The 21,696-nt window shown below is 64.0% G+C and carries 24 protein-coding genes; 15 read left to right on the top strand and 9 right to left on the bottom strand.

From position 1 onward, the window contains the following. The first annotated feature begins 50 nt into the window (after window positions 1-50). Window positions 51-440: a hypothetical protein gene (locus BXU06_RS05950; protein WP_077297743.1), complete on the top strand. Its 390-nt coding sequence runs from the start codon at window positions 51-53 to the stop codon at window positions 438-440. Here the strand turns inward: BXU06_RS05950 and BXU06_RS05945 are convergent. Then, window positions 377-823 carry a hypothetical protein gene (locus BXU06_RS05945; RefSeq protein WP_077297741.1) on the bottom strand — a complete coding sequence of 149 codons (447 nt, stop codon included), beginning with the start codon at window positions 821-823 and terminating at the stop codon, window positions 377-379. The two genes, BXU06_RS05950 and BXU06_RS05945, sit on opposite strands and share 64 nt — an antisense overlap. A gap of 229 nt (window positions 824-1,052) precedes the next feature. Here BXU06_RS05945 and BXU06_RS05940 point away from each other — a divergent pair, with 229 nt between their 5' ends. The 3 genes from BXU06_RS05940 to BXU06_RS05930 all read left to right on the top strand — a co-directional run bounded on the left by BXU06_RS05940 (window position 1,053) and on the right by BXU06_RS05930 (window position 5,933). Then, the gene (locus BXU06_RS05940; protein ID WP_077297739.1) at window positions 1,053-2,219 is read left to right on the top strand and encodes a TIR domain-containing protein; all 1,167 of its coding nucleotides are present in this window, start codon (window positions 1,053-1,055) and stop codon (window positions 2,217-2,219) included. Further along, window positions 2,216-4,402 carry a tetratricopeptide repeat protein gene (locus BXU06_RS05935; protein ID WP_077297737.1) on the top strand — a complete coding sequence of 729 codons (2,187 nt, stop codon included), beginning with the start codon at window positions 2,216-2,218 and terminating at the stop codon, window positions 4,400-4,402. Before BXU06_RS05940 ends, BXU06_RS05935 begins: the two co-directional genes overlap by 4 nt. A 91-nt stretch (window positions 4,403-4,493) precedes the next feature. Continuing rightward, the gene (locus BXU06_RS05930; protein ID WP_077297735.1) at window positions 4,494-5,933 is read left to right on the top strand and encodes a PLP-dependent aminotransferase family protein; all 1,440 of its coding nucleotides are present in this window, start codon (window positions 4,494-4,496) and stop codon (window positions 5,931-5,933) included. A gap of 43 nt (window positions 5,934-5,976) precedes the next feature. Here the strand turns inward: BXU06_RS05930 and BXU06_RS05925 are convergent, their stop codons facing one another. After that, window positions 5,977-6,630, bottom strand: coding sequence for a ParA family protein (locus tag BXU06_RS05925; protein WP_077297733.1), 654 nt, complete (start codon window positions 6,628-6,630; stop codon window positions 5,977-5,979). Window positions 6,631-6,972: 342 nt separating this feature from the next. Here BXU06_RS05925 and BXU06_RS05920 point away from each other — a divergent pair, with 342 nt between their 5' ends. The 6 genes from BXU06_RS05920 to BXU06_RS05895 all read left to right on the top strand — a co-directional run bounded on the left by BXU06_RS05920 (window position 6,973) and on the right by BXU06_RS05895 (window position 9,997). After that, the gene (locus BXU06_RS05920; RefSeq protein ID WP_077297731.1) at window positions 6,973-7,521 is read left to right on the top strand and encodes a DUF2062 domain-containing protein; all 549 of its coding nucleotides are present in this window, start codon (window positions 6,973-6,975) and stop codon (window positions 7,519-7,521) included. Continuing rightward, window positions 7,508-8,068: an NUDIX domain-containing protein gene (locus tag BXU06_RS05915; protein ID WP_077297729.1), complete on the top strand. Its 561-nt coding sequence runs from the start codon at window positions 7,508-7,510 to the stop codon at window positions 8,066-8,068. The genes BXU06_RS05920 and BXU06_RS05915 overlap by 14 nt, the downstream gene beginning before the upstream one ends. Continuing rightward, window positions 8,052-8,405: a hypothetical protein gene (locus tag BXU06_RS05910; RefSeq protein WP_077297728.1), complete on the top strand. Its 354-nt coding sequence runs from the start codon at window positions 8,052-8,054 to the stop codon at window positions 8,403-8,405. The genes BXU06_RS05915 and BXU06_RS05910 overlap by 17 nt, the downstream gene beginning before the upstream one ends. Before the next feature lie 7 nt (window positions 8,406-8,412). After that, on the top strand, window positions 8,413-9,084 hold the full coding sequence (locus BXU06_RS05905) for a nuclease-related domain-containing protein (RefSeq protein ID WP_077297727.1): 672 nt from the start codon (window positions 8,413-8,415) through the stop codon (window positions 9,082-9,084). 80 nt (window positions 9,085-9,164) lie between these two features. After that, window positions 9,165-9,575 carry a peptide-methionine (R)-S-oxide reductase MsrB gene (msrB, locus tag BXU06_RS05900; protein WP_077297725.1) on the top strand — a complete coding sequence of 137 codons (411 nt, stop codon included), beginning with the start codon at window positions 9,165-9,167 and terminating at the stop codon, window positions 9,573-9,575. Beyond that, entirely contained in the window at window positions 9,572-9,997 is a 426-nt protein-coding gene (locus tag BXU06_RS05895) for a YbaN family protein (protein WP_077297723.1), read from the top strand. Before msrB ends, BXU06_RS05895 begins: the two co-directional genes overlap by 4 nt. A 392-nt stretch (window positions 9,998-10,389) precedes the next feature. Here BXU06_RS05895 and BXU06_RS05890 read toward each other — a convergent pair whose 3' ends face one another. Genes BXU06_RS05890 through BXU06_RS05875 form a run of 4 tightly spaced genes read right to left on the bottom strand, consistent with a single transcriptional unit; the run spans window position 10,390 to window position 13,435 of the window. After that, window positions 10,390-11,226 (bottom strand): hypothetical protein, encoded by an 837-nt coding sequence (locus BXU06_RS05890; RefSeq protein ID WP_077297721.1) that lies wholly within the window; start codon window positions 11,224-11,226, stop codon window positions 10,390-10,392. Further along, window positions 11,210-12,124: an MlaD family protein gene (locus BXU06_RS05885; protein WP_077297719.1), complete on the bottom strand. Its 915-nt coding sequence runs from the start codon at window positions 12,122-12,124 to the stop codon at window positions 11,210-11,212. Before BXU06_RS05885 ends, BXU06_RS05890 begins: the two co-directional genes overlap by 17 nt. Before the next feature lie 31 nt (window positions 12,125-12,155). After that, window positions 12,156-12,707 (bottom strand): hypothetical protein, encoded by a 552-nt coding sequence (locus BXU06_RS05880; protein ID WP_077297718.1) that lies wholly within the window; start codon window positions 12,705-12,707, stop codon window positions 12,156-12,158. Further along, window positions 12,704-13,435 (bottom strand): ABC transporter permease, encoded by a 732-nt coding sequence (locus BXU06_RS05875; protein ID WP_077297716.1) that lies wholly within the window; start codon window positions 13,433-13,435, stop codon window positions 12,704-12,706. The genes BXU06_RS05880 and BXU06_RS05875 overlap by 4 nt, the downstream gene beginning before the upstream one ends. Before the next feature lie 99 nt (window positions 13,436-13,534). Here BXU06_RS05875 and BXU06_RS05870 point away from each other — a divergent pair, with 99 nt between their 5' ends. From BXU06_RS05870 to BXU06_RS05860, 3 genes are all read left to right on the top strand, one after another. Then, the gene (locus BXU06_RS05870) at window positions 13,535-13,987 is read left to right on the top strand and encodes a peroxiredoxin (protein WP_077297714.1); all 453 of its coding nucleotides are present in this window, start codon (window positions 13,535-13,537) and stop codon (window positions 13,985-13,987) included. A 108-nt stretch (window positions 13,988-14,095) separates the two neighbouring features. Beyond that, window positions 14,096-15,505, top strand: coding sequence for a PhoH family protein (locus BXU06_RS05865; protein WP_077297712.1), 1,410 nt, complete (start codon window positions 14,096-14,098; stop codon window positions 15,503-15,505). Continuing rightward, window positions 15,505-16,332: an alpha/beta hydrolase gene (locus tag BXU06_RS05860; RefSeq protein WP_077297710.1), complete on the top strand. Its 828-nt coding sequence runs from the start codon at window positions 15,505-15,507 to the stop codon at window positions 16,330-16,332. Before BXU06_RS05865 ends, BXU06_RS05860 begins: the two co-directional genes overlap by 1 nt. Before the next feature lie 7 nt (window positions 16,333-16,339). Here BXU06_RS05860 and BXU06_RS05855 read toward each other — a convergent pair whose 3' ends face one another. Together BXU06_RS05855 and BXU06_RS05850 are read right to left on the bottom strand one after the other, a co-directional pair. Next, the gene (locus BXU06_RS05855; RefSeq protein ID WP_077297708.1) at window positions 16,340-16,906 is read right to left on the bottom strand and encodes a cob(I)yrinic acid a,c-diamide adenosyltransferase; all 567 of its coding nucleotides are present in this window, start codon (window positions 16,904-16,906) and stop codon (window positions 16,340-16,342) included. Between the two features lie 86 nt (window positions 16,907-16,992). After that, on the bottom strand, window positions 16,993-17,889 hold the full coding sequence (locus BXU06_RS05850; RefSeq protein WP_171982124.1) for a L,D-transpeptidase: 897 nt from the start codon (window positions 17,887-17,889) through the stop codon (window positions 16,993-16,995). Window positions 17,890-18,046: 157 nt separating this feature from the next. On the opposite strand from BXU06_RS05850, the gene rlmD reads away from it, so the two are divergent. After that, the gene (gene rlmD, locus BXU06_RS05845; protein WP_077297706.1) at window positions 18,047-19,579 is read left to right on the top strand and encodes a 23S rRNA (uracil(1939)-C(5))-methyltransferase RlmD; all 1,533 of its coding nucleotides are present in this window, start codon (window positions 18,047-18,049) and stop codon (window positions 19,577-19,579) included. A gap of 57 nt (window positions 19,580-19,636) precedes the next feature. Here the strand turns inward: rlmD and radC are convergent, their stop codons facing one another. After that, entirely contained in the window at window positions 19,637-20,314 is a 678-nt protein-coding gene (gene radC, locus BXU06_RS05840) for a DNA repair protein RadC (protein WP_077302694.1), read from the bottom strand. A 132-nt stretch (window positions 20,315-20,446) separates the two neighbouring features. Here radC and BXU06_RS05835 point away from each other — a divergent pair, with 132 nt between their 5' ends. Further along, window positions 20,447-21,640, top strand: a complete 1,194-nt coding sequence (locus tag BXU06_RS05835) for a fatty acid desaturase (protein ID WP_077297704.1) — start codon at window positions 20,447-20,449, stop codon at window positions 21,638-21,640. Window positions 21,641-21,696 lie beyond the last annotated feature (56 nt).

The following is a 21,696-nucleotide window of genomic DNA, read 5'->3' as shown; positions in this document are numbered from 1 at the left end:
TGTAGCATGAGCACCCCGGTGCCACCGCGCGCCCCACTTCCGGATGCCCCATGACCCCCTGTTATCCGCTGGCGCTGGCCGCGCTGCTGGCCCTGTCTTGCGCCCAGGCTGCCGAACCGCCGCCGCCCTCGCCCCGCGAAGTGTGTGTCGCCCTGCTCAGCGGCGCGCTGGTGGCCAGTGGCGTGGAACAACTGTGCCAGCTGCCACAACGCACGCTCAGCAGCCAGCTGCAGCAAGGTTTCTCCCTGCTGGGCTGCACCCGACAGGTGAGCGAACAGGAAGGCGTGCAGTTGAGCAAGCGCATTGCCGAACAAATCAACCAGCAAGCCCGCCAGCAGGACCAGCAAACTTTCTGCGCCCAGAAACAGCAGGCATATCAGGCGTCGCTGCGCGAATTCACTCCCTTGCTGGACAAGGCACGCCAGGAAGCAGGGCGCTGAGAGCGTCGCCGCCCAAGCGCAGGCTGGGCTGAAAACCCCCAAGCCCAAGGGATATGTCGCAGCCACCGCCCGCCCAGCTTGTCCGCCACCCGGCGCAAACGCGCCAGCCCCGTGGCCCACCACTGGGCCGGCACGGCGGGTGGCGGGCAGGCCGGCAGCCGCAATTGCGCATCGCCCAGCGCAGTGAGGGTAACCCAGCCGCTGCTGTGCAACACATAGCAGCTGCCAGGGCCCAGGCGCTGGCGGGGTTGCAGCAGCTGCTCTTCTACCCAGAGCAGTTCTTCCAGCACAATCAGACCCTCACACACCTGCAGGCACTGGCCGGCCTGGCCATGCCATTGCAACACCTGGCCACGGGGAAGGAAATAATCAGCAGCGCGCATCGGGAGGCTCCATCGGGTTGACATGCGATGACCCCAGCTTACCTGCCGCCCACCTGGAGCAAACAGGCATAGCCGCCGGCTTCTGTGACCGATACAGCCGCCAGAATCAGCCGCTGTTATCCCCGCCCGCCGGCCCATCTGTCTCTGTCGCCCGCCAGGCAAGCCCTCGCCCGCCCCGGTGCACTGTGCCACAATACCTGTCTTGCATGCCCAGCCCCCGCCACCGCCCATGAGCCAGGTTTTTATTTCGTATCGACACAGCGACATCCACAGCCCCCGTGTGGCCGAATTGGCGCAAACCCTGCGCGCCGCTGGGGTGAACGTGGTGATTGACTCTGACCAACTGCCTGCCGGGCCGAATGAAGGCTGGCCGAAGTGGTCGCAACAGCAGGTAGAGAAAGCTGACAAGGTGCTGATTGCCTGCACGCAAGGCTGGCGGGAGTGTTACGAAGCAGGCGGCTCCTCGGCAACTGGCCTTGGCAGTGCTGCAGAAGCACATATCGTGCGTCAGATTCTGTATAAAACTGGCTTCAATAACCCAAAATTCCGCATAGTGTTATTGGCCCCGGACGATATGCCGAGCATCCCTCTTGGGCTAGAGCCCTTTCATTGGTTTGATTGGCACACAAAACATGGGCAAGCCCAACTGCTAGACTGGCTAAAGCCTAAAACCACCCCCCAAGCCTCCGTCATCCCCTGGCCTACACTGCACACGCCATTCGACCGCCGCATGGCCAACTGCAACGACGAATTCCAGGCTTTTGAAGCCATGCTACAAGGCCACTCTACCCTGCGTGCGCTGCTCATCCAAGGCCCGAGTGGGCACGGCAAAACCGAATTGGCCAATGAATGCCAGCGCATGGCCATAGATCTGGGGCTTGAGTATTCACGAATCGAATGCAGAGGTGGTGCCACCTTGGAGGCAGTGCTTCACGAGGTGGCTGTGCCAGGGTTTACCCCCTGCGCCGAAGACTTGCCTGGCACGCAGCGCAAGCACTGGATTGAAGCCTGCAAAAATCTGGACCATCCTCATCTGTTGTTAGTGGACACCGTTGAGCAGGCCTCAGAAGAGGTAAAAGAATGGCTGGAGCGTGATGTGCTGACGCACCTGCATGCCTGCCCTGGCTTGCGAGTGGTTTTATGCGGGCAGTCTATCCCTCGCCGCCAGTACAATGTCTGGCGAAATTATGCGCAAACATTTGACCTACAACCGATTTTGGATAGCAAGGTGTGGCAGGCATTTTGTATAAAAAATAGCCGCAGCACGTCGTTACCTGGAAATGCCGCTCAATTTATTGAGGCACTGATCTTTACCTACAGAGGTGACCCCAACAAAATTTCGCCTATTCTAAACTTGTATACCGAGCGCCTTGGTGCCACGGGGAGCACCATATGAGCTTCGACTTCGACCACATCCTCGCCCAACTGCAAGCCGCGCAAGGCGACCCGCAAGCGCTCACCCTGGCCACGCTGAACATCGTGCTGGAGGCGCGCGGCCCGCAACTGCGCCCGCTGATCGAAGCCGCCGCCATCCCGCACTGGTTCGACCACCACATCTTGTCCGCCCTGCTGCCCGAGCAGACCATCAGCGCCGACGCCTTCACCGCGCTGACCGCCCTGCCCATGGTCGAACCCTTTCAGGGCAAGGGTTGGAATGTGCATGAATCCACCCGCCTGGCGCTGCGCCGCTGGCTGGCGGTGGAACACCCCGAACGCCTGCGCCAACTTTCCGCCCATGCCGCCGCGCATTTTCAGACGCAGCCAGACGCCGAGGTGGAAACCCTCTACCACCGCCTGCTGGCCGACCCTGACAGCGCCGCCGGGCAAGTGGGCGAGGCGTGTTATCAGTTCAGACAAATCGGCCGCCAGGCCGAATTGGATCGCCTGGGCCTGGTGCTGGCCGAGCTGCTCACCCTGCCAAACCTGCCCGCCGCCGCCGAAGCACGCGCCTGCCTGCATGTGGTGGAAATTCGAGCCGCCTATCTGAACATCGAAGAACGCGAACGCCTGGCGCACCGGGCATTGGCGCTGTTCCAGGCGCAGGCAGTAGCCGATGGCGAAATGGATGCCTGGTGCGCCTTGGGGGATGTTGAATTCACCTCCGGCCAATTGGCCGATGCAGAGCACGCCTACCAGCAGGCCAAACGCATTTTGCAAAGCCAATTATTGGCCACACAGCCCGATGCGCCGCGTTGGCTGCGTGAGTTGGCGGTAGCTCATAGCAAGCTGGGCGATGTGTACATGGCGCAAGGTCAGCTGGACGCCGCTGCTCAGACATTCAGCGAAGGTATGGCCATCAGCAGCAGGCTGGTGGCGCTCGACCCGGCCAACACCGGCTGGCTGCGCGGCTTGGCGGTGGCCCATGGCAAGCTGGGCGATGTGTACATGGCGCAAGGTCAGCTGGACGCCGCTGCTCAGACATTCAGCGAAGGTATGGCCATCAGCAGCAGGCTGGTGGCGCTCGACCCGGCCAACACCGGCTGGCTGCGTGACTTGGCAGTGGCTCATAGCAAGCTGGGCGATGTGTACATGGCGCAAGGTCAGCTGGACGCCGCTGCTCAGGCATTTGCGGAATATTTGGCCATCAGCAACAAGTTGGTGGCGCGCGACCCGGCCAACACCGGCTGGCTGCGTGGCTTGGCAGTGGCCCATAGCAAGCTGGGCGACGTGCGCATGGCGCAAGGCCAGCTGGACGCCGCTGCTCAGGCATTTGCGGAATATTTGGCCATCAGCAGCGAGTTGGTGGCGCGCGACCCGGCCAACACCGGCTGGCTGCGCGGCTTGGCGGTGGCCCATAGCAGGCTGGGCGACGTGTACATGGCGCAAGGTCAGCTGGACGCCGCTGCTCAGGCATTTGCGGAAGATTTGGCCATCAGCAGCAAGTTGGTGGCGCTCGACCCGGCCAACACCGGCTGGCTGCGTGACTTGGCAGTGGCCCATAGCAAGCTGGGCGATGTGTACATGGCGCAAGGCCAGCTGGACGCCGCAGCTCAGACATTCAGCGAAGGTATGGCCATCAGCAGCAGGCTGGTGGCGCTCGACCCGGCCAACACCGGCTGGCTGCGCGGCTTGGCAGTGGCTCATAGCAAGCTGGGCGATGTGTACATGGCGCAAGGTCAGCTGAACGCCGCTGCTCAGACATTCAGCGAAGGTATGGCCATCAGCAGCAGGCTGGTGGCGCTCGACCCGGCCAACACCGGCTGGCTGCATGACTTGGCGGTGGCCCATAGCAGGCTGGGCGATGTGCGCATGAAGCAAGGCCAGCTAGATGCCGCTGCTCAAGCATGTGCGGAATATTTGGTCATTAGCGGCAAGCTGGCGGCGCTGGATCCAGCCAACCTTAATTGGCAATACGACTTGGCCGTAGCAGCAGCCAACCTTGGCCAATGTCACTTTTACACAGGCAAACCCAAAGCCGGCCTGTTATTGCTCAAACAAGCCGAATCCCAACTCAGCCAGCTGGTGCAGCAATCCCCAGATCACGCCGTATGGCGCGCCAGCTTGCAAGGTATGCGCCAAGCATTGCACCATTTCAGCCGCACGCCCAGCAAAGCCAAGCCCAAACCCAAACGCAGATAACCTCCCCCCACCAATACACCCGCTGTTCCCCCGCCAATTTCCTGCATCTGTATCTGTCCGCCGGGGGGTGTTGGCGGGCATGATGTGGGCTATGCACACACCCACCTTGTACCGCCAATGGGCGGATCATTATGCTTTGGCGATTCAGTCCGGTGCCTTGCCGCCGGGTGAGCGCATGCCGTCCTTGCGGGATTTGATGGCGCGTCATGGCGTGAGTTTGTCCACGGCGGTGCTGGTGTGCCGCACGCTGGAGCGGGAGGGTTTGCTGGAGGCGCGGCCACGCGCCGGGTATTTTGTGCGGCCGCGTCGGGCGCTGGCCAGTTTGCAAGAGCCGCAGCCCAGTGTGCCGGATGTGGCGCAGTATGTGGGCATTCATCAGCGGGTGTCCGAGGTGCTGGCGCTCAGCCAGCGTTATCCGGCCAAGGTGAATTTGTCCGGCTCGTGCGGCGCGCCGGGCTTGTATCCGGGCGCGGCCTTGCGCCTGGCCACCCAGCGCGCCTTGCGCGCGCAGCCGGATATTTTCAGCCAGCCGCTGGCGATGGCCGGCTGTGCGCCGTTTTTGCAGGCGCTGGCGCAGCATGCGCTGGATGCGCAGATGACCTTGTCGCCGGATGAGCTGGTGGTGACCCACGGTTGCACCGAGGCTCTGACCCTGGCCTTGCGCGCGGTGGCGCAGCCGGGCGAGGTGATTGCCGTGGAGTCGCCCACCTATTACGGGCTGTTACAGATTCTGGAAAGCCTGGGTTTGCAGGCGCTGGAAATCCCGGCCAGCCCGCACACCGGGCTGTCGCTGGAGGCGCTGGAAGTGGCGGCGCGGCAATGCCCCGGCCTGAAGGCGGTGGCGGTGACGCCCAATCTGCACAATCCGCTGGGCTGCGTGATGCCGGACGCGCACAAGCGCCAGCTGCTGCAATGGTGCGTGCGCCACGATATCGCGCTGATTGAAGACAACACCTACACGCCGCTGTACGACGCCGGCCCGCCGCTGGCGGCGATCAAGGCCTGGGACGATAGCGGGCAGGTGATTGTCTGTTCGTCGCTGCACAAGATTCTCGCCCCTGGCCTGCGGCTGGGCTGGATTGCCGGCGGCAAGTGGCACGAGCGCATCGCCATGCTGAAATACAGCCAGTCGCGGCCCAATGAGCTGTTGCCGCAGCTGGCGATGACCGACTACCTGAACAGCGGCGCGCTGCCGCGCCATCTGACCACGCTCAAGCGCACGCTGCGCCACCAGCGCGAGCAAATGGCCGACGCGGTGGACCGGCTGTTTCCGGCGGGCTGCCGCTTTAGCCTGCCGCCGGGTGGCATGAGCATCTGGGTGGAGCTGCCGGGGGAGTTATCCTCGCTGGCGGTGTTTCACGCTGCCTTGCAGCAGGGCATCCGCATTTCGCCGGGGGTGATGTTCTCCAACGCGGGCCGGGTGGATCACTGCCTGCGGCTGAACGCCGGCCTGCCCTACACCCGCGAGGTGGATCGGGCGCTGCATACGCTGGCCAGGGTGGTGGCGGATGCGCTGGATTGGGCCGGGTAAACGCCACACCGACGGGTGCCCATCGTGTGCTGCGCAAGCCCGATCATCTGTCCAGTTCGCGGGCATTGGCTGGCAGGCCCAGCCAGTCCAGCAGCGGCTGCCATTCCTGGCGGTCGCGCACGACCTTGCTGGCGGGCAGGTCAAACAGGGTCAGGCCATGGCTGGCGGCATGCACATACAGCTGGGTATCGCGCAGGCAGGTAATCACCGGCAGTTCAAAGCGGGTAAAGAAGTCGCGCAGCTCGCCTGCGGCGCGGGTGCGGGGGTTCACGCGCATGCCCACCACACCAATGGTGACTTTCTCTTTGCGGATGGCTTTTTCTTCGGCCAGCGCGGCAAAAAAATCTTCGCTGGCCCAGGTATCGAATGGGGACGGCATCACCGGCACCACAATGCGGTCTACCTTGCGCAGCAGGCTGGCCAGTTTTTTGCCGTGCAGATTGGCCGCGCTGTCCAGAATCGCCACCTGCGTGCCCTTGGGCGGCGGGGCCGGGTCTTCCGGGTCGATTGCCCAGCCGGCAATGGCGGCCACCCCCGCCGGACGGCGGGTCAGCCAGCGCGCCGAGCTTTGCTGGCGATCCATATCGCCCAGCAGGGTGCGGTATCCGGCCTGGGCGTAGTAGCCGGCCAGATGGGTTGACAGGGTAGACTTGCCACAACCGCCTTTGGGGTTGGCCACCAGCACCGTCAACAGCATAGGAAATTGCCTTTTTGATTCAGAACGGAAGCCACATCTTGCCTGCCGTTGTCCGGCTTGTCGAGCCAGACAAGGGAACGGCACCCGCTGGTTTAGGTCCCCCTTCTGGCTGCCTGGCCGGGCAATGCCATGATCCGGCCTGGGGCAAGCGGCGGTAAAATGTGCCATGGCCGGCGGTTGGCCGTAGCGGGCGTGGCCATTCCAGCGTATTGGGGCTTGCGCGCCAAGGGCGCATGCGGTACACCTGCCAGGCGGGTGCCAGCAGGGTGTCATACACCTGGCTCTGGCACATTTTGCTGGCCTGGCGGTCCAAGCCGGCCTTGGTTTTTTTCAGGAATCCCCATGCCGCGCAAGTGGTTCAAGCAATACCTGCCCCACCCGGCCCAACTGGCCAATAACCGCTGGCTCAGCTGGCTGGGCCCACGTCTGGCCGACCCGCAGCTGTGGACCTTGCACCGGCGCAGCGTGGCCAAGGCGGTGGCCATTGGCCTGTTTGCCGGGCTGATGCCGGGGCCGACGCAAATGCTCACTGCCGCGCTGCTGGTCTGGTATTGGCGTGTCAACCTGCCGGTGGCGCTGGCCTGCACGCTGTATACCAATCCATTCACCATTGTTCCTTTATACTGGCTGGCCTACGAATATGGCCGGCTGCTGACGGGTCAGCAGCATCACGCCGCCGCGCCACCGCCCGAGTGGGATGCGCAGGGGTTTGGCAGCTGGTTGCAGCAAATGGTAGATTGGGCGTCGGCCATGGGCTGGCCGCTGCTGCTGGGGGTTCCGGCGCTGGGCATCAGCCTGGGCCTGACCGGTTATGGACTGATTATGATTGGCTGGCGCTGGCATACGGTGCGGGCATGGCGTCAACGAAAGGCATCGCGTGGCACTCACTGAATATACCCTGAGCTCCCAGCAGGTTTTGCAAGGTGGCTTCCTCAAGGTGTACCGCGACACGGTACGTTTGCCCGATGGCAAGGAAGCGCCACGGGAGTACATCGACCACCCCGGCGCGGTGGCGGTGCTGGCGCTGACCGACGCTGGCGAGCTGGTGCTGGTGCGCCAGTACCGTTATCCGGCGCGGCAAACTTTTCTGGAAATTCCCGCCGGCAAGACCGACCCCGGCGAAAGCGGGCTGGCCACCGCCCAGCGTGAGCTGCTGGAAGAAACCGGCTACACCGCCCGCCACTGGCACACCCTGCCGGTGGCCTGGCCGTGCATTGGCTATTCCAATGAAAAAATTGCCTACTTTGTGGCCGAAGGGCTGCAGGCCGGTGCCAGCCAACTGGATGAAGGCGAATTTGTCGAGCTGGTGCATCTGCCGCTGGCCGAAGTGATGGCGCTGGCGCGCCGGGGCGAGCTGCCCGACAGCAAAACCCTGGCCGGCCTGTTCTGGCTGGACGCCTGGCAATCTGGAAGCCTGCCCCGTGACCCGGCACAATAACGGCCAGCAACGCGGCTATTCCGGCGCGCACGCCGGCAACAAGGACGTGCCACCGCACTGCCAGGGCAAGCTGCGCTCACTGATTACCGGGCAAACCTACCCGGCGCTATGCTACGACGTGCGGATTACCGGCATGCAGGTGTGCACCCCGTATGTGCCGCAGCTGGGCGAACGCATCGAGCTGACCGTGTATCCGCCAGACATCGGTGGCCGGCCCAGCGACCCCTTCACCACCGAAGTGGAAGCCGTCAGCTGCGTCGAGCTGCAGCGCGGCGAGCTGTACCAGCTGGGCGTGAACATCGTCAGCAGCGCCGCGCCCACCCAGCGTACCCGCTGACATCGGCATGATTGTCAAACCGCCCGACAGCCTGCAGGCCAGGCTGGCCGCCCAGCGTGAGCGCCTCGACCCCAACCATCCGGCCAGCGCCGCCCGCCTGCGCGGGCTGCATGCCCATCTGCGCGGCTTGCACGCCAGCGCCGCCGACCTGGATGCCGAACTGGCCGGCACCACCCGCTGGGCGCTGCTGCACGACCTGCATTTGCAGCTTAATGGCCGCTCGCTGTGGATTGACCATATCCTGATCAACCGGCAACTGGATATTCTGGTGCTGGAAAGCCCGCATTACGGTGCCGACCTGTGCGTGGACGCCCAGGGCCGGTTCAGCGTGCTGCGCGACGGGCGCGAACAGGAACTGCCCTCGCCGCTGGCGCGCTGCGCCCGCCATCTGGCCGGTTTACGTCAGCTGGCCCGACAACTGCCCTGGCCGCACCGCCAGGGCAGCCGGGTCAGCCCGTGCTGGCTCAGCGCCATCCTGATTGCCCCGCACGCCCAGCTGGACGCCCATCCGCGCTATCAAGACCCCCTGGTGCGCCCGGCTGCACTGCCGGACTGGCTGGCCAGCCACACCCGCCACCCGGAACGCAGCACGCTGGACACCCTGGCCCACAGCATTTCGGTAGACACCCTGCGTGGCTTTGCCCGCCAGCTGGCGCAACATCACTGTGCTGACGGCTGAGCCTCGCCGCCTGGCCACGCAGCACGAACCCATCGGCTATGATGGAAGTCATTCCCTTACTTTTGTTGCAGGACATGCCCATGACCGACACCCCGTTCAGCCCGCTCAGTGACAGCGAATGGCGCGCCCGGCTGACCCCCGAGCAATTTCGCGTCACCCGCCAGGCCGGTACCGAATATCCGTTCAGCGGCGAACACTACCGGCGCACCGACATCGGCCATTACCACTGCGTGTGTTGTGGCGTGCATCTGTTTGACGCCGACAGCAAGTTCGATGCGGGGTGCGGCTGGCCCAGTTTCTGGCAGGAAGCCCGCGCGGGGGCGATCCGCCGCCTGCGCGACACCAGCCACGGCATGCTGCGCACCGAAGTGCGCTGTGCCCGTTGCGATGCCCATCTGGGCCATGTGTTTGACGATGGCCCTCCCCCCACCGGCGAGCGCTACTGCATCAACTCGGTGGCGCTCACCTTCACCCCACTGGCCCAGCCATGAGCCCGTCAGACTTGCCCACGGCCCCGTCCGGGCCACGCTGGCAGCGCGGGTTGTTTGCCCTGGCAGGCGGACTGGCACTGCTGGCCGGCATCATCGGGATTTTTTTGCCGATTTTGCCAACCACGCCATTTATCCTGCTGGCCGCGCTGTGCTTTGCCCGCTCGTCGCCACGGCTATACGGCTGGCTGCTCAAGCACCGGCTGTTTGGCCCGATGATCGACACCTGGCAACGTCACCGCAGCATTCCGCGCCGGGTGCGCTGGATGGCGCTGGCCAGCATGGGGTTTTCCATCACGCTGTCGATGGTGCTGATGCAAGGCCAGCCCTGGCTGCAACTGGGCCTGGGGCTGATTGGCGTGGCGCTGACCATCGGGCTGTTGCGGGTGCCGGTGTATCAGCCCGCACCAGTGAATATGCGCTAAGGATACGCTGAAAAAATCGTCATTCCCGCGAAGGCGGGAATCCAGGATGTTGATTTTACTGGGTTTTGTTTTTGGCAAAAACGGTTTTTCTGAATAAATCAGCGCGTCCCTAGACCGCTTTCGGTATAAATCCCACCCAAATGTCGTTCCCGCGCAGGCGGGAACCCAGACCGCACCACATCGTGCGCCGTGGGGGTTGAGCATGGCAGAGCGGTCGTGAGAGCACACACCTGATGCGCACGGTGGATGCCTCTGGATTCCCGCCTGCGCGGGAATGACGGGGTGCGGAGGGTGGTTCGCTGAACAATTTAAGGTTTTGTTTTAACAGAAGTTAAACAGAGACTCCCAACGTAGGTTCGCTTGCATGCCCCCTTGTACAACGTGACTGACGACTAGCGCGCCGCAGCTGCCGCCATGGCCGCCTGCAGCTGCGCCGCCCGCTGGCGGTATTCGCTGGCTTGCGCGGTCTGGCCCAGCGTCTGGCTGGCCTGCGCCGCGCCTTGCAGGTCAATCAGCAGGCCGGCGCTGTTGCTGTTCAGGCGGTCGCGTTCCAGCGCCTGCTGAAAATGCACCAGGGCCTGTGCCGCCTGGGCCGGTGCTTGCCAGCCGCCCAGCAGACGGTGGGCGGTGGCGGTTTCTTCATGTTCCCCTTGCTGCAACACCGCTTCAGCCAGCTGACGCGCCCGCTCAGGCTGGCCCTGGGCCGCCGCCAGGCGGGCGGCAAACAGGCTCAGCGTGGGCGCACGGGCGCAGGGGGCCGGGCAGCTTTGCCAGGCCTGCGCCAGCCAGTCGGCGGCGCGTGGCAGCGCGGATTCACGCAGCGCCAGGCTGATCTGCCGTTCCGCCAGCGCCAGCTGCTGGGCGGGGGTCAGCTGCCAGTGGCTGAATCCGGCCAGGCCGGCACGTGCAGCGGGCAGGTCGTTTTGCCGCAGCGCCAGCGTCACCAGCGTCAGCTCGCTGTCGATCACCTCGGCGTGAGCATCCAGCCGCTGGTAGTGCTGGCGCGCCTGCTCGGTCAGTTGCCGCGCCGACACAAGCTCGCCCCGCGCCAGCGCGCTGCGCGCCTGACGGCTGGCCAGCTCACCCTGACGAAAGGCTTCCTGGCCGGCCAGCGGATGGCGCGACGGGCTGGCGCAGGCCAGCAGCAGGCCGCTGGCCAGCAGCGCGCCAAGCCAGGCCGGGCCGCTTGGCCGGATCCGGTCTGGCCAGGGGTCAGTCCTGGGCACCATGCACTTCTCCATTGTCGTGGCCTGGGGGGGCGCTCAGCTGTTTCAGCGGCCAGTTTTGCCGCAGTCCGTCCAGGGTGTCGTTGCTTTGCTGAATCAGCAGGCGGCTGTCGCGAATCAGGCCGGGCAGCTGGGTGGCGCTGGATTGCATGGCTTGGTTCAGGCTCTGGCTGGCCGCCTGGGTGGCCTGGGTGGTGGCGTTCAGCTGGCGCATCACCGTGGGCAGGTCGCGGTTCACCGTGTCCAGCGCCTGGGCGCTGCTGCGCACGGCGGCGCGCACGTCGCGGTCGAGCAGGCTGTCGCTGTGCGTCAGCAGGCGATCAAGCTGCTGGCGGGTGTCGTTCAGCCCGGCGCTGAAGCGGGCCATATCGCCCAGACTGCGCTGAAACGCCCCTTGCGGATGGTTCAGGCTGAGCAGCAGCACATGCAGCTGCTCGATCACCGGGTCCACCTGTTCTTTCACCTGGCGGGCAATCACTTCCAGATCAGTGCTGGGCATCAGCCCCAGATAGCCATTGCGCGCCAGCGGCGGCGCGGCAAAATCGCTGGTTTCAATGCTGATGTAACTGTTGCCGATCAGCCCTTCCTTGCTCAGCCGCGCCAGCGAAGTCTGGCGGATGAATTTCAGATAGCGGTTTTCCACTCGCACCTGCACTTCCACATGGGCGTCGTCCTTCAGCGCAATCTGCTCGACCGTGCCAATCTTGAACGCACGGAATTTGACTGGCATGCCAGGCTTGAGGTCGCTGCCGGACGCGGCGTACAGCCGGATTGGCGTGCCGGGTTCAAACCAGCCCTGTGCCCACAGGCGCACGCCCAGCAGCGCCAGCGCGCCCAGCAGCGCCAGGGTGATAAACAGCCAGAGCCGCCCGCTCAGGCGGGCGCGTGGCAACACATTCATGGACGGATGGCTTTCATGTCAGTTCTGTCTTTCATGTCGGGCGTGCATGCTGTGCTTCGCCCTCATCGGGTGGGGTGTCGTGGCTAAGCCAGACCGCGTAGCGCCCTGGCAGCGCCTGGGTGAGCAGCGCCAGGCTGCGGCGGCGCTCTGATGGGGATTGCCGGCTGAAAAACCCGCTGTCTATCACCCAGGCGGCACCGGGGGTGAGCCGCGCGCGCAACAGCAGCACCACGCGCTGTTCGGCGTGGCTGAGGTGTTGCGGCAGGGCCTGCATCAGCGCCGACCAGCGCGCTTCGGGCACGGCCAGCGCCTGCAGCAAGGCCGGCAATTGGCGGTCCAGCGTGGGCCAGTCGGCCAGGTCATGGTAGCGCGCCGCCAGGGTGAGGTTGTCGGCCACATTGAGCAGCGACAGCAAGCCGCCGCTGGCCGGCAGGCCAAGCACGATCTGGCCGTGCGCCTGCAGGGCGCTGGCAAGCGCATGAGCCAGCGCCTGCGGGTCGGCGTCGCCCAGCGGGCAGGGGGTAAACTGGCCGGGATGCAAGGTCAGGGTGTGGCCGGGCCAGTGCAGGGTCAGCGCGCTCATCCGCCGCTCCACAGGCCTGGCAGCAGCGCCCACAGTGCATCGGCGGCAAACACCGCCAGCAGCGCACGCACCACTGCGCGCGCCGATGCGTGTGGAATTGCGGTCCAGTCGCCGTGCGCCGCCACCCCGCTGGCGCAGCTGATGAGCCCGATCAGCGCGCCAAACAACAGGCTTTTGCCCAGGCACTGGGCAATCAGCCCGGCGCTGAGCGGTTCGAGCATGCTGTACAGGGTGGCCGGGTCGGGGCTGTCCAGCGCGTACAGCACGGCGGTCAGCTGGGCGGTCAGCAACAGATACAGCGCCAGCACGCCGCTGGCCAGGGTGAGGGCCAGCAGGCGCGGCAGCAGCAGATAGGCCAGCGGATCAATGCCCATGGTGCCCAGCAGACGCCATTCGCCCTGCACCCGAATCGCCGCCAGCTCGGCGGCCATGGCCGAACTGCTGCGCGCAATCAGGAACACCGCTGTCAGCAGCGGGGCCAGTTCGCTGAGCAGCAGTTGCAGCAGGGTGCGCAGGGTGAATTCCACATTGGCCCCATACGTACCGTGCATTTGTTGCACTGCCACCAGGCCCAGCGCCACGCCAGCGCACAGCAAACCCGGCAGCGCCTGCACGCCACAGCCCTGCAGTTGCTGCGCCAGCGCCTGCTGCACCGGCACACGACGCAGGGCCGGCCACTGGCCTAGCGCCCGGAAAACCAGCAGGATGGGAGAGATGACATTGGGCATGAATATTGACAGGAAGGGCGTTTCGCTATTCTATGGGGGATGGGAAGACCGAATCAACCACGGTTTTTTATGCGATCAACATTGCATCAAGGAGTTGCCATGAGCCAGACCCTGCCTGCCCAGCTGACCCTGCCGGCCACCAGCGGGCACACTTTCAGCTTGTCAGACTGCACCAAGCCCGTTGTGCTGTATTTTTACCCCAAGGACAACACCCCCGGCTGCACCAACGAAAGCATGGACTTCCGCGATGCCCATGCCGAGTTTCTGGCCGCCGGCTGTCAGGTATTTGGCCTGTCGCGCGATTCGCTGAAATCGCACGAAAATTTCAAGGCCAAGCTGGAACTGCCGTTTGAATTGATCTGCGATGCGGACGAAACCGCGTGTGCAGCGTTCGGGGTGATGAAGCTGAAAAACATGTACGGCAAGCAGGTGCGCGGCATTGAGCGCAGCACCTTCGTGATTGGCGCGGAAGGCCAGTTGCTGCGCGAGTGGCGCGGGGTGAAGGTGCCCGGCCATGTGGCCGAGGTGCTGGCCTTTGTAAAAACCCTGTAGCGCCAACCGTGCACGCTGTGCTGGCCGTCGGGCGCCTTGCACCCGCCCGTTTCCGTTGACCCCGCGCAGCGCCCGCTGGCGTTGCGCCCCACAGGAAAGCCCACTTTCATGCCAGCCAAGAAAAAAAACGCCCAGTCCCGGAGCAAGCTGTTTGTGCTGGACACCAATGTGCTGATGCACGACCCGTCCTGCCTGTTCCGTTTTGACGAGCACGACGTGTTTTTGCCGATGATTACCCTGGAAGAACTCGACGGCCACAAAAAGGGCATGACCGAAGTGGCGCGCAATGCCCGCCAGGCCAGCCGTTTTCTGGATGAGCTGGTCAGCCACGCTGACGGGGCAATGGCCGACGGCATCAGCCTGAAAGCCGCCAGTCACAAGGCGGCCAGTGGCCGGCTGGTGCTGCAGACCCGCGCGCTGCACGGCGAACTGCCGGATGGCCTGCCGGTGGGCAAGGCGGATAACCAGATTCTGGGCATTGTGATGGCTTTGCAGGCCGACCAGCCCGAGCGTCAGGTGATTCTGGTGTCGAAAGACATCAATATGCGCATCAAGGCGGCGGCGCTGGGGCTGGCCGCCGAAGACTATTTCAACGACAAGGTGCTGGAAGACACCGACCTGCTGTACACCGGCACCCGCGAAATCGACCAGGCGTTCTGGGAAAAAAACGGCAAAAACCTGAAAGCCTGGCAGGAAGCTGGCAAAAGCCATTACCGGATGAGCGGCAATGGCTGCGCCGGCCTGCTGCTGAATGAAATTCTCTGGCAAGACAGCGAACCGCCGTTTGCCGCCCGGGTCATCGCCCGCGAAGGCAAGACCGTCACCCTGGAAACCCTGGCCGATTACAGCCACAGCAAGCACACGGTCTGGGGCATTACCGCGCGCAACCGCGAGCAGAATTTTGCCCTGAACCTGCTGATGAACCCGGACATTGATTTTGTCACCCTGCTGGGCCAGGCCGGCACTGGCAAAACCCTGCTGACGCTGGCCGCCGGGCTGGCACTGACGCTGGAAGAAAAACGCTACAGCGAAATCATCATGACCCGGGTCACCGTGCCGGTGGGTGAAGATATTGGCTTTTTACCCGGCAGTGAAGAAGAAAAAATGGCCCCGTGGATGGGGGCGCTGGAAGACAACCTCGACGTATTGAACAAATCCGACGACGACGGGGGAGACTGGGGTCGCGCAGCGACTCGCGACCTGATTCGCAGCCGCATCAAGGTGAAATCGCTCAACTTCATGCGTGGCCGCACTTTTTTGAACAAATTCCTCATCATTGATGAGGCACAGAACCTGACCCCCAAACAAATGAAAACCCTGATTACCCGCGCCGGCCCCGGCACCAAAGTGGTGTGCCTAGGCAATATTGCCCAGATCGACACCCCGTATCTGACCGAAGGCAGCTCTGGGTTGACCTATGTGGTTGACCGGATGAAAAACTGGGCGCATGCCGGCCATGTCACCCTGCAGCGCGGCGAGCGCTCGCGGCTGGCTGATTTTGCTGCCGAGGTGCTGTAATGGTGCCCGGACTGGAATGCGCAAGCCATCACGCCGACGCCGCCCACGACGCGCCGCCGCTGCTGTTTGTCCACGGTGCCTATTGCGGTGCCTGGGTATGGGAAGAACACTTTTTACCCTGGTTTGCCCAGCGCGGCTGGCATGCCAGCGCCGTCAGCCTGGAAGGCCACGGCGACAGTCGCGGCCATGCCTGGCTGGCGGCGCTGGGCATTGACGACTTTGTGCGCAATGTTCGCGCCGTGGTAGAAAAAATGCCACGCCCACCGGTGCTGATTGGCCACTCAATGGGCGGCTTTGTGCTGCAACGCTACCTGGAAATGTACCCGCACGACCTGCCCGCCGGCGTGGTGCTGATGGCCTCGGTGCCGCCGTCTGGGGTGAATGGCTCGGCCTGGCGGATGATGACCACCGCACCCGACCTGCTGGCCGCGCTGAACCTGTTTCAGGCCAGCGAGCGTTACCATCCCGACCTGGGCCAGGCGCAACGCCTGCTGTTCTCGCCAGACATCGACCATGGCCGGCTGATGGGCTGGGTGAACCGATTCCAGGCAGAATCCATGCGGGCGTTGTTTGATATGTCGATGATCGGGTTTTTTCCGGCCAGCAAGCTGCCGTATGTGCCGGCGCTGGTGCTGGGGGCCGCCAATGACCAGCTGATCAGCCCGCAGGAAGTGGTGGAAACCGCCTGCCGGCTGGGTGTGGTGGCCGAAGTCTTGCCGGATACCGCCCATCTGATGATGCTGGACACCCGCTGGGAAATGGCTGCCGAACAAGTGGCCGGCTGGCTGCAGCGGGAATTTGTCGCGGCAGTGGCCGTCAGCGAATAAACCGGGCCTACTGGCTGGCCGGGCGGCGCACCCGCTCGTGCCGCCACAGCACATCCGGCTGGCTCGCCGCCACATTCAGGCTGCGCGCCAGCACAAACAGCGCGTCGGACAAGCGGTTCAGGTAGTGGACGGTGTGCGCCGACAAGGTTTCAGCGCGGGCCAGCGTCACGGCCTGACGTTCGGCCCGTCGCGCCACCGCGCGCGCCACATGCGCCAGCGCCGCCGCCCGACAGCCGCCGGGCAGGATAAATTCGCGCAAGGGCGTCAGTTCGGCATTCATCCCAGTCAGCCAGGCTTCCAGGCGCAACACCTGCTTTTCATCAATGGCCTGATGGCCCGGCACGGCCACTTCCCCGCCCAGATCAAACAGATCGTGCTGAATCTCCACCAGCTGCGCACGCACGCTGTCGCTCAAGGCTTCGCACAACAGCACCCCCAGATGGCTGTTCAACTCGTCCACCTCGCCCAGCAGCGCAATTCTCGGGCAATCCTTGGCAACGCGGCTGCCATCGCCCAGGCCGGTGCTGCCGTCGTCGCCGGTGCGGGTGGTGATGCGGGAAAGGCGGTTGCCCATGGCTGACCTCGTACAGAAAAAGAGACATCAAAAGAATCAAATGCAGGCACGGGCGTCACCCCGCCAGGGGCAACGCATCACGGCGGTTAACCGCCATTCACTGGCACCAGGCTGGCCGGCTGGCTGGCCCCGCTCATGTCAGCGGTGGTAGACGGCTCCACAACCGCCGGTGGGGTGTGCTCGGGCAAGGCCGGGCGCGGTTTCACCACCGGCTTGACCGGGGCCAGCGCCGGGCGGCTGGACGCCGGGGGCAGCTCACAGGACACGCACACCGGCTTGCCTTCTCGGGTTTGCAGCGCCGCCAGCAGGCGGCGGCTGTCCAGCGGACGGCCAGTTTCATTGGCCCAGCGCTCGGCCAGATCCTTGGCCTGTGCCGCCAGCTTGCCCGGTGTGTTGTGCTGGTAGCGGTCGGCAAAGGCGGTCACCCACAAATGGCCTGCCTCATCGTAGTTGAGCAGCACGGGCTGGTAGGTCACCGTCACCGGCACACCTTTTTCCATCAGCGAGGCCAGCTTGAGCGCATCCGGGTTGCGCAGGCGCACACAGCCATGGCTGCGAAAGCCCGGCACGCTGTTGGGCGCATTGGTGCCGTGCATGCCCAGGCCCAGACGCGGTTCGCCAAAGCGGATGAACACCGCGCCCAGCGGGTTGGCCGGCCCCGGCGGCACGGCGGTTTCCACCGGCTTGCCGCTCTGGCGCATTTCTTCCTGAATTGACGCAGGCACATGCCAGGTTGGATTACGGTGGATGCCGGTCACGCTGTATTCGCCCACCGGGGTTTTGGTCAGGCTTTTGCCGACGGCAATCGGGAAAACATGGGTGAGTTTGCCGTCATCCAGCACAAACAAGCGGGTTTGCGGCACGTTGATGATCACCTGGCGGCCACTGACCGACTGGGTGGGAATCGGCAGGGGATCAAAGTTGGCCGCCTGGGCTGGTACGCTGCCGGCCAGCAGGAGGAACAACGAAAGTCGAATGGTCATTGCGCGCATGGGGGGATTAAGATCAGGAGAGAATGCCGACATTTTATCAGCAGGAATACAGGGGACTGTAGCCAGAAACCGGCAGGCGCGCCAATTTTTCTGATCTTGCCGCCGTTTTTTGCGAAAATAGACCTTTTGCTCAGGTTTTCTCCCCAGCATGACACATCCACAGCCCATTGCCCGTATCGAATCCCTGGACTTTGAAGGCCGGGGGGTGGCCCACATTGACGGCAAAACCCTGTTCATCGACGGCGCGCTGCCGTACGAAACCGTCACCTACCGCAGCTATCGGCAAAAACCCAGCTACGAAAACGCCGACACCGAACAGGTGCTTAACGCCAGCTTCATGCGCACGGCACCGCGCTGCCCGCATTTTGGCGTGTGCGGCGGCTGCTCGATGCAGCATGTGGAGTTTTCCGCGCAGGTGGCCAACAAACAGCGCGTGCTGGAAGACAACCTGGGCCATATTGGCCGGGTCAAGCCGGAAGTGATTCTGCCGCCAATTTACGGCCCCACCTGGGGCTATCGCCACCGTGCCCGGCTGTCGGTGCGCCATGTGGCGAAAAAAGGCGGCGTGCTGGTGGGGTTTCATGAAAAGCGCTCAACCTTCATTGCCGACATGCGCGAATGCCATATCCTGCCGCAACGGATTTCGGCGCTGCTGCTTCCGCTGCGCCAGCTGATTACCCGCTGGTCAATCAGCGACCGCATGCCGCAGGTGGAACTGGCGGTGGGCGACGCGGTGGACGTGCTGGTGTTCCGCATCATGGACCCGCTGACCGCCGCCGATGAGACGCTGCTGCGCCAGTTTGTCGATGCGCACAGCACGCCGCAGCGCGCGCTGCAGGCCTGGCTGCAGCCCAAGGGCCCGGAAACCTGTTACCCGTTTTATCCGCTGGATGCCCCGGCGCTGACCTACTCGCTGCCGGATTTCCGCGTGGTGATGCCGTACCGTCCCACCGAGTTCACCCAGGTGAACCCTGGCATCAACCGGGTGATGGTGGCGCGCGCCATGCGTCTGCTGAATCCACAGCCAGGCGAGCGCATTGCCGACATGTTTTGTGGCATTGGCAATTTCACCCTGCCGATTGCCCGCAGCGGGGCCACCGTGCTGGGCATGGAGGGCAGCCAGTCGCTGGTGGAACGCGCCATCGACAACGCCCGCCACAATGGCCTGGACAGCCAGGTCAGCTACCGCATGGCCAATCTGTTTGACGTCACGCCAGAATCGTTTGCGGCGCTGGGCCGTTTTGACAAGATGCTGATCGACCCGCCGCGTGATGGGGCGATTGCCCTGTGCAAGGCACTGGACGAAGACACCGCGCCTGCCGTGCTGGTATATGTGTCGTGCAACCCGGCCACCCTGGCGCGTGACGCTGGCGTGCTGGTCAACACCAAAGGCTATACCCTGCGCTCGGCGGGCATCATCAATATGTTTCCGCACACTGCCCATGTGGAAAGCATTGCCCTGTTTGAAAAAACCCGGCCCTGCACCAGCCGCGCCGAACTGGAAGCCCAGGAAGCCGCCGAGGCCGAAGCCCGTGCCCGCGCCAAGGCCGCGTCGATTGCCGCCCGCAAGGTGAAGGAAGCCGCCGAAGCCGAAGCCCGCGCCGCCCGTGCGCTGGAAAAAGAAGCCCGCCGGCTGGCCTGGGAAGCCAAGCATGGCAGCCGGGAGTCCACGGCAGAGTAAGCGCCCCTGCCGGGCCTGGTTACCCGGCTGGCGGGTGAACGCTATGCGGGGTGCGGCCTACATCCAGCCCTGTTCGGCAAACGACACCGCCTGATGGCCCGCCACCAGCACATGGTCAAGCAGGCGTATATCCACCAGGGCCAGCGCCTGTTGCAGTTGCTGGGTCAGCAGTCGGTCAGCCTGGCTGGCTTCGCTGGCACCAGACGGGTGATTATGGGCAATGATCAACGCAGCGGCGTTGCGCAGCAGCGCCAGCCGCACCACTTCACGCGCGTACACCCGGGTTTCGGTCAGCGTGCCTTCAAACAGCTCGTCCATGGCCAGCACCCGGTTTTGCGCCGACAGGCACAGCACCACAAACACTTCACGCTCGCGGCGGCCCAGGCGCAGGCGCAGGTAGTCGCGCACCGCATTCGGGCTGGACAGAACGTCGTCCTGATACAGCCGCTCGGCCATCGCCCGGTCGGCCAGTTCGCGCACGGCTGCCAGCTGGCTGAACTTGGCCAGCCCCAGCCCCGGCACCGCTGAAAACGCCTGCGGGCTGGCGGCAAACAGCCGGGCCAGCGAACCATCAAAATGGACAATCAGCTCCCGCGCCAGCTCGACGGCGTTTTTGCCACGGATGCCAGTGCGCAAGAAAATCGCCAGCAACTCGGCGTCGGTCAGGCTGGCGGCTCCTTTGGCCAGCAGTTTTTCACGGGGACGTTGGTCTTCTGGCCAGTCGGCGATTGACATCAGCAGGCTCCTGCAGGCAAAAATGAACAGCTGGCGGCGGGCTACGGCGGCAAATCTTGCCGGCATGCGCGCCAAACGTGACAAATACGCTAAAATAGTTGATCTATTGCGCACTTTGCGAGGTTTATTTTAATGGAATACCTGAACGGGTTGATTGATCTGCCGTGGTGGGGGTATGTACTGGTGGCGCTGGGCCTGACCCACATCACCATTGCCTCGGTCACCATCTTCCTGCACCGCCATCAGGCGCATCGCGCGCTCGATCTGCACCCGCTGCCCAGCCATTTTTTCCGCTTCTGGCTGTGGCTGACCACCGGCATGATTACCCGCGAATGGGCAGCGATTCACCGCAAGCACCACGCCCGCTGCGAAACCCCGGAAGACCCGCACAGCCCACAGGTACTTGGCCTGAAAAAAGTGCTGTGGCAAGGTGCCGAGCTGTATCGGGTGGCATGCAAGGACCGCAGCATCATGGACAAGTTTGGCCATGGCGCACCGGATGACTGGATTGAAAACCGCCTGTACACCCCGCACAACGGCCTGGGCATTTTCCTGATGCTGGGTCTTGACCTGCTGCTGTTTGGCCCGGCAGGCCTGGCCATCTGGGCGGTGCAGATGGTGTGGATTCCGTTCTGGGCCGCTGGTGTGGTAAATGGCATTGGCCACTACTGGGGGTATCGCAACTTCGAGAACGAAGACGCTGCCACCAACCTGGTGCCCTGGGGCATCCTGATTGGCGGCGAGGAGCTGCACAACAATCACCACACTTTTGGTACCTCGGCCAAGCTGTCGTACAAATGGTACGAATTCGACATCGGCTGGATGTACATCCGCATGCTGGAAATCGCCCGTCTGGCCAAAGTGCGTCGTGTGGCCCCGCATCTGGCGCTGGGCGACACCCAGCAAGTGGCTCCGCTCGCGGCAGAAACCCTGCAGACCATCATCACCAACCGCTATGCCGTGGCCTCGCAGTATGCCCGCCAGCTGAAAACCGAGTACGCCGGCGAAATCGACCGCCTGCTGGCCTCGGCCAAGCTGCCGGATTTTCACGGAATTCACCTGCCGAAAAAAATGAAGATCTGGCTCAAGCAGGACGCCAAGGACACCCCGGACTGCGATCGCCAAGCGCTGGATACCCTGCTGGCGCACAGCCCCAAGCTGCACACCATTTACACCATGCGCCAGGAGCTGGGCCGCTTGTGGGAACGCTCCAGCCGCTCACGCGATGAGCTGCTGCACGACCTGCAAGACTGGTGCACCCGCGCCGAAGCCAGCGGCATCCGCGCCCTGCGCGAGTTTTCGCTGGGCTTGCGCAGCGCAGCCTGAGTGTCGCGCTTGACGCAGCCCGAAAAAAAACCGGTCCACAGGACCGGTTTTTTTTG

Source organism: Aquaspirillum sp. LM1, assembly GCF_002002905.1.
Lineage (GTDB): Bacteria > Pseudomonadota > Gammaproteobacteria > Burkholderiales > Aquaspirillaceae > Rivihabitans.
Note: the sequence above shows the minus strand (reverse complement) of the source record. Positions and strands in the feature narration are given on the sequence as shown.

Bases quoted from the DNA above. Each gene is read 5' to 3' on its own strand.
- BXU06_RS05880 (WP_077297718.1), bottom strand. From the start codon at position 12,707: ATGAGCGCGCTGACCCTGCACTGGCCCGGCCACACCCTGACCTTGCAT.
- BXU06_RS05950 (WP_077297743.1), top strand. From the start codon at position 51: ATGACCCCCTGTTATCCGCTGGCGCTGGCCGCGCTGCTGGCCCTGTCT.
- BXU06_RS05860 (WP_077297710.1), top strand. From the start codon at position 15,505: ATGGTGCCCGGACTGGAATGCGCAAGCCATCACGCCGACGCCGCCCAC.
- BXU06_RS05885 (WP_077297719.1), bottom strand. From the start codon at position 12,124: ATGAATGTGTTGCCACGCGCCCGCCTGAGCGGGCGGCTCTGGCTGTTT.
- BXU06_RS05940 (WP_077297739.1), top strand. From the start codon at position 1,053: ATGAGCCAGGTTTTTATTTCGTATCGACACAGCGACATCCACAGCCCC.
- BXU06_RS05930 (WP_077297735.1), top strand. From the start codon at position 4,494: ATGCACACACCCACCTTGTACCGCCAATGGGCGGATCATTATGCTTTG.
- BXU06_RS05865 (WP_077297712.1), top strand. From the start codon at position 14,096: ATGCCAGCCAAGAAAAAAAACGCCCAGTCCCGGAGCAAGCTGTTTGTG.
- BXU06_RS05835 (WP_077297704.1), top strand. From the start codon at position 20,447: ATGGAATACCTGAACGGGTTGATTGATCTGCCGTGGTGGGGGTATGTA.
- BXU06_RS05855 (WP_077297708.1), bottom strand. From the start codon at position 16,906: ATGGGCAACCGCCTTTCCCGCATCACCACCCGCACCGGCGACGACGGC.
- BXU06_RS05870 (WP_077297714.1), top strand. From the start codon at position 13,535: ATGAGCCAGACCCTGCCTGCCCAGCTGACCCTGCCGGCCACCAGCGGG.
- BXU06_RS05850 (WP_171982124.1), bottom strand. From the start codon at position 17,889: ATGACCATTCGACTTTCGTTGTTCCTCCTGCTGGCCGGCAGCGTACCA.
- BXU06_RS05895 (WP_077297723.1), top strand. From the start codon at position 9,572: ATGAGCCCGTCAGACTTGCCCACGGCCCCGTCCGGGCCACGCTGGCAG.
- BXU06_RS05905 (WP_077297727.1), top strand. From the start codon at position 8,413: ATGATTGTCAAACCGCCCGACAGCCTGCAGGCCAGGCTGGCCGCCCAG.
- BXU06_RS05925 (WP_077297733.1), bottom strand. From the start codon at position 6,630: ATGCTGTTGACGGTGCTGGTGGCCAACCCCAAAGGCGGTTGTGGCAAG.
- BXU06_RS05920 (WP_077297731.1), top strand. From the start codon at position 6,973: ATGCCGCGCAAGTGGTTCAAGCAATACCTGCCCCACCCGGCCCAACTG.
- BXU06_RS05945 (WP_077297741.1), bottom strand. From the start codon at position 823: ATGCGCGCTGCTGATTATTTCCTTCCCCGTGGCCAGGTGTTGCAATGG.
- BXU06_RS05935 (WP_077297737.1), top strand. From the start codon at position 2,216: ATGAGCTTCGACTTCGACCACATCCTCGCCCAACTGCAAGCCGCGCAA.
- BXU06_RS05890 (WP_077297721.1), bottom strand. From the start codon at position 11,226: ATGGTGCCCAGGACTGACCCCTGGCCAGACCGGATCCGGCCAAGCGGC.
- radC (WP_077302694.1), bottom strand. From the start codon at position 20,314: ATGTCAATCGCCGACTGGCCAGAAGACCAACGTCCCCGTGAAAAACTG.
- rlmD (WP_077297706.1), top strand. From the start codon at position 18,047: ATGACACATCCACAGCCCATTGCCCGTATCGAATCCCTGGACTTTGAA.
- msrB (WP_077297725.1), top strand. From the start codon at position 9,165: ATGACCGACACCCCGTTCAGCCCGCTCAGTGACAGCGAATGGCGCGCC.
- BXU06_RS05875 (WP_077297716.1), bottom strand. From the start codon at position 13,435: ATGCCCAATGTCATCTCTCCCATCCTGCTGGTTTTCCGGGCGCTAGGC.